Origin of the sequence: Corynebacterium sp. HMSC063A05, from assembly GCF_001809695.1 — a bacterium.
GTDB classification, from domain to species: domain Bacteria; phylum Actinomycetota; class Actinomycetes; order Mycobacteriales; family Mycobacteriaceae; genus Corynebacterium; species Corynebacterium amycolatum.
The window spans coordinates 255962-268519 of the sequence record NZ_KV798504.1 but is presented as its reverse complement, the minus strand read 5'-3'; the positions used below and the strand labels follow the sequence as shown (position 1 = coordinate 268519).

The 12558-nt window shown below is 57.0% G+C and carries 13 protein-coding genes; 7 read left to right on the top strand and 6 right to left on the bottom strand.

The window, feature by feature from the left end:
- Window positions 1-52: 52 nt before the first annotated feature.
- Window positions 53-529, bottom strand: coding sequence for a DUF3093 domain-containing protein (locus HMPREF2651_RS07725; protein WP_038629599.1), 477 nt, complete (start codon window positions 527-529; stop codon window positions 53-55).
- 166 nt (window positions 530-695) lie between these two features.
- On the opposite strand from HMPREF2651_RS07725, the gene dut reads away from it, so the two are divergent.
- The 3 genes from dut (at window position 696) to HMPREF2651_RS07710 (ending at window position 3446) form a co-directional block, all read left to right on the top strand.
- Window positions 696-1148: a dUTP diphosphatase gene (gene dut, locus HMPREF2651_RS07720; protein WP_038628845.1), complete on the top strand. Its 453-nt coding sequence runs from the start codon at window positions 696-698 to the stop codon at window positions 1146-1148.
- Between the two features lie 118 nt (window positions 1149-1266).
- Window positions 1267-2046 carry a DUF3710 domain-containing protein gene (locus HMPREF2651_RS07715; protein ID WP_038628848.1) on the top strand — a complete coding sequence of 260 codons (780 nt, stop codon included), beginning with the start codon at window positions 1267-1269 and terminating at the stop codon, window positions 2044-2046.
- A gap of 134 nt (window positions 2047-2180) precedes the next feature.
- A complete protein-coding gene (locus tag HMPREF2651_RS07710; protein WP_038628851.1) occupies window positions 2181-3446 on the top strand; it encodes a class I SAM-dependent RNA methyltransferase in 1266 nt (421 codons plus the stop codon).
- Here HMPREF2651_RS07710 and HMPREF2651_RS07705 read toward each other — a convergent pair whose 3' ends face one another.
- On the bottom strand, window positions 3447-4748 hold the full coding sequence (locus HMPREF2651_RS07705) for an HRDC domain-containing protein (RefSeq protein ID WP_049181522.1): 1302 nt from the start codon (window positions 4746-4748) through the stop codon (window positions 3447-3449).
- Window positions 4749-4788: 40 nt separating this feature from the next.
- The gene (locus HMPREF2651_RS07700; RefSeq protein WP_038628853.1) at window positions 4789-5379 is read right to left on the bottom strand and encodes a DUF3000 domain-containing protein; all 591 of its coding nucleotides are present in this window, start codon (window positions 5377-5379) and stop codon (window positions 4789-4791) included.
- 134 nt (window positions 5380-5513) lie between these two features.
- Here HMPREF2651_RS07700 and hemE point away from each other — a divergent pair, with 134 nt between their 5' ends.
- From hemE to hemQ, 3 genes are all read left to right on the top strand, one after another.
- Window positions 5514-6623, top strand: a complete 1110-nt coding sequence (gene hemE, locus HMPREF2651_RS07695; RefSeq protein WP_038628855.1) for a uroporphyrinogen decarboxylase — start codon at window positions 5514-5516, stop codon at window positions 6621-6623.
- Window positions 6624-6728: 105 nt separating this feature from the next.
- On the top strand, window positions 6729-8207 hold the full coding sequence (hemG, locus tag HMPREF2651_RS07690; protein WP_049181520.1) for a protoporphyrinogen oxidase: 1479 nt from the start codon (window positions 6729-6731) through the stop codon (window positions 8205-8207).
- Between the two features lie 86 nt (window positions 8208-8293).
- Window positions 8294-8992 carry a hydrogen peroxide-dependent heme synthase gene (hemQ, locus tag HMPREF2651_RS07685; protein WP_049181517.1) on the top strand — a complete coding sequence of 233 codons (699 nt, stop codon included), beginning with the start codon at window positions 8294-8296 and terminating at the stop codon, window positions 8990-8992.
- A 91-nt stretch (window positions 8993-9083) separates the two neighbouring features.
- Here hemQ and msrB read toward each other — a convergent pair whose 3' ends face one another.
- The 3 genes from msrB to HMPREF2651_RS07670 are packed head-to-tail and all read right to left on the bottom strand — an operon-like array spanning window position 9084 to window position 11714.
- Window positions 9084-9509 (bottom strand): peptide-methionine (R)-S-oxide reductase MsrB, encoded by a 426-nt coding sequence (gene msrB / locus HMPREF2651_RS07680; protein ID WP_016422665.1) that lies wholly within the window; start codon window positions 9507-9509, stop codon window positions 9084-9086.
- Window positions 9502-10890 (bottom strand): glycosyltransferase family 87 protein, encoded by a 1389-nt coding sequence (locus HMPREF2651_RS07675; protein WP_224792280.1) that lies wholly within the window; start codon window positions 10888-10890, stop codon window positions 9502-9504. Before HMPREF2651_RS07675 ends, msrB begins: the two co-directional genes overlap by 8 nt.
- 11 nt (window positions 10891-10901) lie before the next feature.
- On the bottom strand, window positions 10902-11714 hold the full coding sequence (locus tag HMPREF2651_RS07670) for a dihydrofolate reductase family protein (protein ID WP_070586020.1): 813 nt from the start codon (window positions 11712-11714) through the stop codon (window positions 10902-10904).
- 103 nt (window positions 11715-11817) lie between these two features.
- Here HMPREF2651_RS07670 and HMPREF2651_RS07665 point away from each other — a divergent pair, with 103 nt between their 5' ends.
- Window positions 11818-12315: a ferritin gene (locus tag HMPREF2651_RS07665; protein ID WP_016422668.1), complete on the top strand. Its 498-nt coding sequence runs from the start codon at window positions 11818-11820 to the stop codon at window positions 12313-12315.
- Window positions 12316-12558: the final 243 nt, after the last annotated feature.

Below are 12558 nucleotides of genomic sequence, written 5' to 3'. Positions count from 1 at the left end.
TGGCGGCGCTGGGGTCGTCGGCAAGCGTGTAGCGGCGGTGAGAGATTGTGACCTAGCGGTCGAAGAGACTGTCAAGTAGTGCCTCGGGGCGGCGGGTGGAGACCAGCCAATAGGGGGTTGGGTCGTCTGGATCGTCGAGGACTAGCAGCACCATCGTGGGAATCCACGTGTGCGTAACCAGGAATGCTGCTGGATCGAGCTGACGGCCCAACGCATTGCGCTGCGCGGACTTCGGGACCACCAGGGATTTGGCAACGACCGATGCTGGCAAAACTGCCGTGCCAGCGTGAAGCCAGCGTTCACCAGTGCTGTCCACTTCCACGGACACCGTGGTCTTCGACATAGTCAACAGCACCCACACGCCTACGGCTAGACAAATAATGCCGCCGATGACAAGCCAAATCGGTGAACGGTTAAAGCCAATCTGAGCCGTGCATACGAAAACGGCAACACCGCCGAGTACCCAGAACCACCAGGGAACCCAGAGCTTTTCGGAATAGACAATCGATGAATCTCCGCTCGAGCTGATTGTTATTGCCGCACCTTCAGAGACGGATGCTGAGCTGTCGTCGCGACGAGGCTGCAGGTTATCTTTTCCACTCACGGTTATCCATTCTAGGGCACGGCTATGCTCGGTACTGACAAGGCCGAAGTGCGGTTCTTAAAAGACGCGACAGCGAAGGATATACGAAGAGATGACTTATGCTCCGGTGCAAGTGAAAAAGCTCACTAAAGACGCAGTGATCCCCCAGCGTGCGCATGCTGATGATGCCGGTGTGGATTTGAGCTCAGCGGAGGATGTCGTCCTAGCACCAGGGCAACGGGCACTCGTCGGAACCGGAATTGCCATTGCCTTGCCGGCGGGCACAGTGGGATTGGTTCATCCACGCTCCGGATTGGCTTTCAAAAAGGGGCTATCCATCGTCAACGCTCCCGGCACGATTGATGCCGGTTACCGTGGTGAGCTTAAAGTCTGCCTGATCAACTTGGATCCGACCAATGCGGTGGAGATCACCAAAGGTGATCGAATCGCACAGTTGGTTGTGCAGAAGGTCGAGCTCAGTCCGATGGTGGAGGTCGATGAACTCGATGAAACTGAACGCGGTGCGGGCGGTCACGGGTCAACCGGAGTGTCCACGACGCTTTAAAACGTCTCTGACAGCGCGGGGACCCCACCAAGTGTGGTTCAATGCGTGAAGAGCTCAATAAAGCGTTTACAAAGGTGTATACAAAAATTTCTTTTTAGCGAGGTGTCAATAAACCACCATGTGGCCATTTGGAAAGAAGAACCAGCCAGAAGAACCAGCTGCCGAGGCAGAGGCCGTTACCACCGACTCTGCGGCGCCAGCTTCTGAGGAAGCTACCGCAACCCTGCATGACGACGCGTCGGAAACCGCCGCGGAGAACGCACCAGCAAACGGCCCCTTCGATATCAGCAGCGCTAGCCCGACGCAGTTTGATTTTTCAGACTTCGCTAAGGCCAGCCTGAACCTCGGTTCGATGCTGCTGCCTATTCCTCACGTTGGTGATATTCAGGTGGAGATGGGGCCGACAGGTCCAACCATGCTGCACGTCGCCACTGAGCATGGTCGCGTAACTCCTGTAGCATTCGCTGCTCCGACGTCGGGTGGCCTCTGGGAGGAGTCCGCTCAGGAAATCAAGGACGGTCTTGAGTCCGATGGCCTCGATGTCCACGTTGAGCAGGGGCCGTGGGGTTCTGAGGTCGTTGGCCGCACCTCCGATATGGAGATGCGAATCATTGGCGCCGACGGCCCGCGTTGGATGCTTCGCATGACGGCCTCCGGTCCGGCTGATCGGGCGGAGGAACTTGCGGACCTCGCCCGCGGTCTCCTTGCCCGTAGCTTCGTCTCTCGCGGTGAGAACCCGATGCCGGCAGGTCAGCCGCTTCCGGTTACGCTGCCGTCCCAGATGGCGGAGCAGATTCGTCAGGCATACCAGCAGCAGACCCAGGCTGCTCAAGCTGAAGGTGAACCAGGGCAGGTGCCAGGCGCTACTGGTATCAACCCGGATGGTTCCACCAATTAGTTTGGTCAACCCGCCAGCACAGAGAAGCTAGCTGCTTGTCCAGTTAGAAAAGGATTTGCAGGCGCCACTGTGCGCTGCCCGCCGCCGTCACCCGACGGCGGCTTTTCTCTTGTCAGCGGGTAGTATCACACTGCGTGAACATCGAAGTGACTATTGACCGTCCCGCTGCCGGCGGAGAATTCATTGCCAGCTATGACGGACGTATCGGTTTCGTCACCGGCGGCATCCCCGGCGAACGCGTTGTTGTCGAAATTGCCAAACCTGATGCCAAGCTGTGGCGCGGCAATGTCGTTGAGGTTCTGGATGCCTCAGAGCATCGAATTTCACAGCGTTGCGAAGCAGCTCGGCAGGGCGCGGGTTGTTGCGACTGGGGTTTTATTGATCCTGAGCACGCGGCGCGTCTCAAGGTTGATGTCCTGACCGATTGCCTGCGCCGGCTTGGACGTTTCACCGCCGACGAACTGCCAGCTATCGATGTCCTTCCACTGGCTCCCACCTCCCGTTGGCGCACGCGCGTGCGGCTGGGCGTGGATTCCCAGGGACGAGCGGGGTTACGTCGTTCCCGTTCCCACGAGCTCGTCATCGGCTCCGAGTGCGTCCAAACAGTTCCCAATCTCATCGCTGGCTTTTCGACGGCCGGAACCATCCCCGTTGCTAAGCCCGCTAGCGGTCGAGGTCGCAAGAAGCCGAAGCTGGGAGAACTCCATGTGGCAATGGATGCCGAGGGTAACCGAAGCGCTGTGTACGTCTCCGGCAGTGGCCGGAATCGCAAGCAAACAGTGATTGAAGGCGAGCCAACCACACAGCACACTGTTCACGGCATTACTTTCGATGTGCCGACTACCGGTTTTTGGCAAGCTCATCGCTATGCTCCTGAGTTCTATGGCTCGCGCATCATTAGCCTGTTGGCCGGTCAGTCCTTCTCCTGTGCTTGGGATCTCTACGGCGGCGCAGGCGTTCTGGCGGCGGCGCTGCGCAAGCTAGTAGACGCTGAGGGATCAATTCTCTCTGTCGAGGGGTTTGCCGCGGCAGCGACGGCGGGGCGCAGGGCCTTCACTGCAGCTGATCACAGTGGGAATGCGACACCTGCGGCACCAGTTCGGTTCGTTACTGGGGATGTCACCAAGGTTGTGCGCCGCGAAGTTGCTAATGAGAAAACACCAAATCCGGATGTCGTCGTTCTCGACCCTCCGCGCTCCGGTGCCGGTAAGGATGCCATTGCCGCTATTGCTGAGGCCAAGCCACGCACGGTTGTACATTTCGGTTGCGATCCGGCGACTTTTGCGCGCGATGCCCGGTACTGGGCTGACCACGGCTACGCGTTCAAACACCTCGAGGTCGTAGACGCATTTGGCCTAACACATCACTTTGAAACCATCGCGGTGCTAGAGCAGCTGTAGCTAGAGTGGGTGCCGCATGGGCGCAAGGACGTTGGCGCCGATTACGTCGGCAAGCAAATGTGCCTGCCATGGGCGGAAACCCTGTTCGCTGAGGTGGGCGGAGATTTCTGTAACGGCTGGCAGGCCGCCAGCGTAGTTGTCGTGGTGGCGGAATACGAATGAGCCGACTGCGCGGCTGTGAATCCACCAAACAAGTTCACGTGTCTGCGCGGAAGTGATGAGTGTGTCTTTGCGCAGGTGTATTTGGGCACAGACGTTGTCGATGCAGTCTCGCGTGGTTTCGAAAATCTCGGCGGCTTGTGGGGCATGTTCAGCCCAACGCCGAAAGTGTGGCATCTCGTTGCGAGGCGGCTTTTGAGGCTTCGGCCATGATGACCTGGGTTCCTGACGGGCTTCATTAACGATCTTCAACCAAGCATCCGCAGCACCGCGACGGCGACGTGGAAATCCACGGATTGCAGTCAGCTCACGCTGCGTACCTGGGAGTTGTTCTGCGATTGTACGTAGAACGCTGTGCCCCATGATGTGTGTTGGGGAGACATCACGTTGCTGCGCGATTTCGTCACGCTCAGTCCACAGTGCACGGGCGACGTGGAGTTGTTCGGAAGTGCGCAGCTTCCCAATGCCTTTGAGTCCTTGCCACGAGTGTCCGACGTGTAGACCATCGAGGTATTTACGGTTGGTAGCGAGTTCGCGTTCGCATTCCTGCTCTAGCCATTCCAAACGGTCGAGCTCAGCTAGCGCCTGACAAAGAACCTCGGCGAGTTCGATGAGCAGCTCGACATCCAGGGCTGCGTAGTCCAGCCAATCCGCTGGCAGTGGACGAGTAGACCAATCCTCTCGACCGTGCCCCTTGGCAAGTCCAACTCCGAGGAGTCGTTCTGTCAGAGCTGCTAAGTTGACTCGCTCGAGTCCGAGAAGGCGACCGGCCAGCTCAGTGTCAATGACTTTGGTGGGGTAGAGGCCCAGGGCTGCGAGGCAGGGAAGGTCAGAATGAGCTGCGTGAATAATCCAGGTCAGGTCGTTGACTGAGGAACCGAAAACGGCCATCGCCTTGCGCCCGTCTTCGGGATCGATGAGAAAGGTGCCCGCTCCACGGCGGCGAAATTGAAGCAGGAAGGCGCGGTCATCGTAGCGATATGCCGAAGCTCGTTCAGTATCGACTGCGAGCCAACCGTGTCCTTTGGCTAGCTGCTCACCGGCGTCAATAATTTCGTCGATGTCGGAAAGCACGCGTGGAGTTCCCTCGGCGGGGGCAAGTCTTACCTCTACGTCGGGACTAGTTTCCACGTCGGAGCTCATCGCTCGCCTCTTCGGTCGTCGGTATCAGCAGTTGCCAGTATCAGCCCAGCAGGGATACGCCGACGGGTGGCAGACCGGCGACGTTCGCTAGTACCTGAGCGAAGGATTCAACGTGAGTGCGCAGGTCGGTACCACGAGCAGTCCACGATGCGCGCATTTCTAATTGAAAGGCCTGTGGCTTGCCACCAATCTCGCCGTAGCGGACAGAGTTCGTAGTTGTCACCGTGCCACCCAAGTTCGACAGTTCGGCGTTGTTCTCAGCCAGAGCCTCGGTGAGCCATTGCCAGGCAACCTGGGGAAGCAGCGGATCTTCCGCGAGGGAGGCATCCATATCTGCCTGGATGTATGCAACCAAGCGCATGTCACCGTCCCAGGTTTCCTCACTGCGGGGGTCATGGAGCAAAATTAAACGACCAAAGGCATCATCGTCCGAGGACTCGGGGACAATATCAGCTTCGGGCTGCGTGACCTCAAGCGAGACAGCGTGGCTAAACGGTGCCAGCTTCTGCGGTGGCCGAACGGTGCCCAGAGCAATCTCAGGTCGCAGTTCAGCAGAGTGCATTGACTCGACCGCGGCGCGGAAGTTCTGTGGCGTTGAATCGGTTCCATTCACGTGCCTGAACTTAGCCATATGACGCTTGCGTTAGTGGGAGGCGCGCCGAACAGAGCGGAAAGCGACCAAACGCTTCGCCGAAAACGCACAGCAGGGCGAGCGATTTCCCTGTTCTTAGTACCCCACACATTAATTTCTAAGGTAAGTGGGGCATGATTGTCGGTATGAACAATCGTCGCACTTTGACTGATGCCCCGATTCTTGATGCAGCTTACGGTCGAACTCCTTCGCGCCGCCCGGTGTGGTTTATGCGGCAAGCCGGTCGTTCACTGCCTGAGTACCGTGAGGTGCGCAAGGACATCGGTATGTTGGACTCCTGCTTCCGTCCGGAACTGCTCGCTGAGATTACTATGCAGCCGGTACGTAGGCACGACGTTGATGCTGCGATTCTTTTTTCCGATATTGTCGTGCCGCTGAAGGCCGCGGGTGTCAACCTGGATATTGTTCCTGGTCGCGGTCCAGTATTGGATACTCCGGTGCGCTCAGAATCAGACATCAAGGCGCTACCGGAAGTCACAGAAGAGCAACTCGCTCCGGTGGCCGAGGGTATCGGCCTCATTCTGCAAGAGCTGACTGATACCCAGGCACTCATTGGTTTCGCCGGTGCACCATTCACCTTGGCGTCGTACCTGATTGAAGGCGGTCCATCCCGCAATCACGAGCGCACTAAGGCGCTGATGCACTCGGACCCTGAATTGTGGGGTCACCTGATGCAGAAAATCACTCCGATGGTGATTGCTTTCCTGCGCGCGCAGATTGGCGCTGGCGTGGACGCTATTCAGCTCTTCGACTCCTGGGCTGGCTATCTTACCGAGCGTGATTACCGCCGCTTTGTGTTGCCGTACTCGAAGCAAATCTTCCAGGCCTTCGCCGACGTCGGCATTCCGCGCATCCACTTCGGTGTGGGGACCGGCGAGCTTCTCGGTGCGATGGCTGAAGCCGGCCCAGAAGTCATGGGTGTCGACTGGCGCGTGCCACTGGACGTTGCTGCCAACCGCATTCGTGCCACGCTTTCCGACGTTCACCGAGGCGCAGACCCGGCGCAAAACAGCCTTGCATTGCAGGGTAACCTTGACCCGGCGATTCTCTTTGCCGGTGAAGCTGCAATGACCCAAGAGATCCAGCGCATCTGTTCTGAAGCGGACCGTGCAATTAAGCGTGGTGATGCCCGTGGACATATCTTCAACTTGGGTCACGGGGTGCTACCGAATACCGATGCCGACGCGATTACGCGCGCCGTTGAAATCATTCACGCAACGTAATAGCCGACGCAACAGGCGTGTAAAACACGCACTAGCTAATTTTCTACAAGTCTTATCGACCGTGCCCGCTCGAGGGGCGGGCATAGAGAAAGCGTACGAAATACCGTGGTTGCACAACCTTCTACCATTGCCGTCGTAGGTGGCGGTATCTCCGGCCTGACCGCAGCGTATGAGTTGCGTAAAAAGCTCGGACCCGCCGCAAGAATTATTGTCATCGAGTCCAGTGCACAGGTCGGCGGCAAGCTGAAGACTCGACCAGGAGCTAACGGCCCTCTTGAAGCGGGCGCTGAGGCGTACCTGGCATTCCGTCACGATGCCACCGAGTTTTTCAAGGAACTCGGTTTGGCGGATCAGCTAGTCGCCCCTTCGGGGTTGCCTTCCAAGCTCTACGTTGGCGGTGAGCTCAAGGACCTTCCGCGCAATACGGTCACCGGTATTCCAGGAAGCTCAGAGGGGTTGGGCTATCTCCTCAGCGAGGCCACCCTCGCCAAGATTGATGCTGAGTCGAACCCCGAGCTCACTCCAGCCTTGCACTGGGTACTGGGCGACGACATGAATGTCGGCCAGCTGGTCGCGGCGCGTCTCGGTGAAGAAGTGGTTGACCGCATCGTCTCCCCGCTGCTCGGGGGCGTCTACTCAACCACCGCATACAATCTGGGCCTGCGTGCGACCATCCCACAGCTGGCGGCAGCGCTTGATGAAATTGCCAGTGTCGGTGATCATGTCAGCCTCACCGGCGCTGTCCAGCGCGTTCTGGAAGCACGTAAGCAGGCGCAGCAGGCGCGTCTGAGCAGTGAGGCTGCGACAGACTCTGCGAAGACGAAGCAACCGGTAGTCTTCCAAACGTTCCGAGATGGCTTCGAGGTCCTCTACAACACGCTTGCCGACGAATCGGGAGCCGAACTCCTCTTGTCGACGAAGGCTGCTGGCTTGCGGCAGCATGACAATGGCTTTGAGGTGACAGTGGAAGCGCCGTCGGAAAGCGGCACGAGCGTTAACACGATCGACGTCGACGGTGTTGTCCTGGCGGCACCTTCTGCAACCACATCAGAGCTGTTGAGCAGCCTTGCTCCAGAGGCGGCAGAGCTTATCGGTGGGGTAGACACGTCGAACTCGGCGGTGGTCGGTATGTGTTTCGACACATCGGACGGACTGCCGGAGATCAACGGCGTGTTGTGTGAGATTGGTGCGGACCTGTCCGCGAAAGCTTTCACAGTGTCGTCCCGAAAGTGGCCACATATTGGTGAGCGCTACGGTGCCGTTGTGAGGGCAAGTTTCGGCCGTTTTGATGATGACTCGCACGTGCATCGCAGCGACGAAGACCTCATCGCCAGGGCAAAGGCGGATTTGGCTAAGGCGACTGGCTTTGATGCTGAACCGACAGCGGTTTTCGTCCAGCGTTGGTGGGCAGGGATTCCACGCTTCGATATGGGGCATGGAGGTTTGATGGATTTTGCTCGCCACGAGTTGGACGAGGTGCCTAAGCTTGCAGCAACAGGGGCATGGCTCAGTGGCCCGGGCATTCCGGAGTGTATTTCCAACGCCAAGGCTGCGGCTAACAAGATTGCTGCGGAGCTGGGATAAAGCTGCGAGATTGGTGCTGAGTACGAAACTGGCGCCGAACCATTGAATTTTTGAACAGACTTTTCAACCGAACTAGGAGAGAACTGATGACCAAGCTCGATTACAAGAAGCTCAACGACACCATCCGCTACACCATGTGGTCTACCTTCAAGGTGACCCCGGGCGCACTCGGAGAAAACCGCGAAGAGGCAGTGGCTAAGACCAAGGAATTCCTGGCTCGTTACGAAGACACCGATCTGATCATCCGTGGTTTCTACGACGTTTCGGCCATGCGTGCTGAAGCTGACTTCATGTTCTGGATTCACGCAGAGAAACTGGAAGATCTGCAGGCGTTCTACAACGCTTTCCTGCGCGAGACTCCGCTGGGCCAGGCATCCACCCCGCACTGGTCGAACGCTGCGCTGCACCGTCCAGCTGAGTTCAATAAGTCGCACCTGCCGTCGTTCATCATGGGTGAAGAGCCAGGACGATGGATTGCGGTTTACCCATTCGTCCGTTCCTACGACTGGTACCTGCTGGAGCCAACCGAGCGTCGCCGCATCCTTGCTGAACACGGTATGGCCGGTCGTGACTACCCGGATGTGCGCGCCAATACTGTCCCGGCGTTCGCACTCGGCGACTACGAGTGGATCCTTGCATTCGAGGGGCCGGAGCTCGACCGCATTGTGGACTTGATGTGGAAGATGCGTTACACCGAGGCTCGTCTGCACGTCCGCGAAGAGATTCCGTTCCACACGGGCCGTCGCGTCGATGACATCGGGGAGATTATCAACGTTCTGCCGTAGCCCGTGCAATCTACGAGAAAATCAGCAGCGCCGCTGGTCAAGCCCCGTTAACTGACGGGATTGTGACCAGCGGCGCTGTTTCTTTATCCGGTTATTCAGCCGTCTTGTCCGGTTCCAGCGTGAGTGAAATTGAATTGATGCAATAACGCAGGTCGGTTGGAGTATTGTATCCCTCTCCCTCAAAGACGTGGCCGAGGTGAGACTTGCAACGACTGCACAGCACTTCGGTGCGGACCATACCGAGGCTCGTATCTCGTCGCTCAATAATGCGGTCTCCTGCTAGTGGAGAGAAGAAAGATGGCCAACCGCAGTGAGAGTCGAACTTCTCGTTCGAGCGAAACAGCTCGTAACCACAAGCCCGGCAGCGGTATACACCTTGAGTTTTAGTATCGGTGTACTCACCGGTGAAGGCGCGTTCAGTACCTGCCTGACGCAAAACCTGGTACTCTGCGACACTGAGGAGTTCGCGCCATTCTTCTTCGCTTAGATTCCAGTCTTCGCTATGCGAATTATCCATTCTGAATAGCCTCCTCAGACTTGAGATCAGATTCCTGATTAAACTTCCCGCCTGCGATCTTCCAGTCACCCAGCCAGCTGAAGCCGGATGCAAAGCTACGCCCATTGACGGCATCCACAATCGTCATTCGAATCAGTGCTGCCGTGATGGAGAGAATAAGAACGGCCCATCCAATACCGCCGATTGCAACCGTGAACCACGGGAAAAATAGGTCATCCTCATCAATCCACCAATTGGCGTAGAAGAAACAGAGTACGACTCCGAGTCCTGCGCCCCAATTCAACATGACAGTCGAACCAATATTTCCTTCATTGTCGCAATCCAAAACCAATGGGCGAAGCACGGTGAGAACCATTGGCAAGAGCGTCATCGAGTAGTACTGCTGTCCTAGGCTGGAAAGGAAGAACGCGCCGGTGAAGAGAACTCCGGAAGTTGTAGCAATCCAGAATTTCTCATCCCTTTCGAGCCAGCGAAGAAGGAGAACGACAGATACCAAGACAAAAATGCCGAAAAAGATTTGCCACAGCAAGATCAATGTCGGGTGGGCACCCAGCCAAACAAGCTGCCCAGTCAGTGAAGCATTCGCAAAGTCACGGACAACTCCCAGGTAGGGGATAGTGATATCTAGGTAGTCACGTGGTTGGACCATGAGCGGCCACGCAACGGCATTGGCTGCAATTACCACCCCGATACTGGTCAGTATCGTAGAGAACTGCCTGCGCATGAACGGTAGGAACAGCATTGGCAAGAATACGGGCTTGATAGTGATTGCGATACCGATAATCAGGCCGGCCAGGATATTGCGTCGCTCGGTCAGTGCAATAAAAAACAGCACTAATGCAAGGAACAGTGAACCGTTGACGTTCGTAAAATCAAGCGTGTTGGTAACGGGTTCCGTGAGGTAAAGCAGTGCTATCGACGCTGGAATGATGGGGCCAGAGCGCGCAATACCAAGCCACCTGAGTAGCAACACAATTGCCGCAATGATTGCAGCTGACTGAAATACCGCAAACCAGATTCGGCCCGATTCAAGCGAGCCGAACAAATCAATCGGGGCTAAAAGTAGGGTAGCGCCTGGGGAATACAGATAGTGCGGATCGGCTGTTACGTAGTCTTCCGAATAAACGGGTACCTGCGACACGAATCGATTAATTGCTGACCAGACCGTCGTAAAGTCATCTGTGCCAGACACGTCTTTCGGCAAAACCCAGGTGCGGTGAAAAATTACCACAGCTGCGATAGGCCACAAGAAAGCGCTGAGTCCTCGCGACACCTGCCGAGACAGAGGGCGTGGAGCCACCGAAGGTGTTCCTGGCGTGTCCTTGGACGTTTGCGTTAATGCCGTTGCGCTTGCGCTCACGTCGATTTTTGGTTTACTCACAATACTCCACCCTACTGGGTGAAGCTGCGGGAATAGCGTAGGAAGATGTGTGAGTCGGAACGTAGGATACCCCGCACTTCAAAAGCCTGCGGGTTCGTCGAGTTCGATTCCTCTTCAGGATCGTTCTCGCCGAAAGTCAGGGGACCGTTACCCACCCACGTCGGCGACAACGTCAGGAACACTTCGTCAACGCACCCTTGCTGCAACGCCTCTCGATACATCGTCGGACCACCCTCTACGACAATGTCGCGGTAGCCGTGCTCGGCCAGCCACGTTATCGCCGCACCTACTGAGGGGTTAGGGAGCTTAACGACGAGCGCCCCGGCTGACTCTATCTTTTTAACTTTGTTCTCGTGCGCGGCTGTTTCCTCTTCGCTATTAAAAGTGTCCTCAGTAGGGGTGAAGATTATCGGAGGATTCGCTTCTGCGTTTGTAAAAAAGTCGGACTCTACGTCCAAGTCCAAGGAACGCGAGAGCGTGGACATTGCCACATGCTCAGAGCGACCAAGCTTTTGACGAACGGCCTCTAGGTGCTCCGGTATCTCAACTGGGCCGTAGTCTTCTGCGACAATGGTGCCCGTGCCGACGAAAACGACGTCGGCAAGCGCACGAAGCGTGTTGAAAATTGTGGCGTCGGTGTCATTGCCAAGCTGTCCTGAGGTGCCTTCGATGGCGCCACGTCCGTCCATACTGGTGACGGCGATGGCGGTGACTGTGGGAGTGGCGGGGAGCTCCGGCGCTGAAGTAGGTGTCGTTTGTGCTGGTCGGGAAAGAAAGTGAAGAAGTTCATCGGTAGATGGGTTTGCGGATGTGAGTGTAGCCATACCGCTGAGGTTAAGCTCACGATTGCAAAGTAGGCAAGGCCTGGCTTATAAGGGCAGCGCCATAATCGTTGTTGTTTACGAGGGTTTTGCCTATAGTGGAGGTATGCGACTCACAGATACCCTTGAAAAGGCATTCAACGACCAGATCACTATGGAGCTCACCGCTTCGCACGTCTACCGTCAGCTCGCTATCGAGCTGGACCTGCTGGACCTTTCTGGTATGGCAGAGTGGATGCGTGCACAGGCGGAGGAAGAAATCGATCACGCCAACCAGTTCATTAACCACCTTGACGCTCGCGACAATCGCCCGCAGATCGGCGCCGTCGAGGCGCCGGAGGTGAAGGTCACATCCGCTATCGATGCATTCCGCATTGCGCTCGAGCACGAGGAGAAGGTTTCGGCATCTATCCGTAACCTGCGCAACCTTGCTGACAGCGAAGGTGACATCGACTCTCGTCCGCTGCTGGATAGCTTCGTAGTTGAGCAGATTGAGGAAGAGGACACCGTCCGCGGCATCATCGGTCGCCTGGAGATTCTGGGTGACGATGGCGCTGGCCTGCTGCGCCTGGACAAGGAGCTCGGCGCTCGCGACGCAGCGTAACCTCGAGTTCAGTTCACAAATTTGATAGAAAAGACCGCTTCAGGGCTAAGTGCCTGGGGCGGTCATTTCTATTCAGCTGGAGCCTCAATCGATGAGTCAAACCTAAATTCGTGGAGCTGCCATGGGCCGATCATTCATAGTCCCAAGCGAGTGAGCTGCTCAGCAAAGCCCGCCGAATTGGAAAACTTGGCAGCCGAGACGCCCGGTGAAAGACATGTCTTGCTACTTAACACGGGGGGGGGG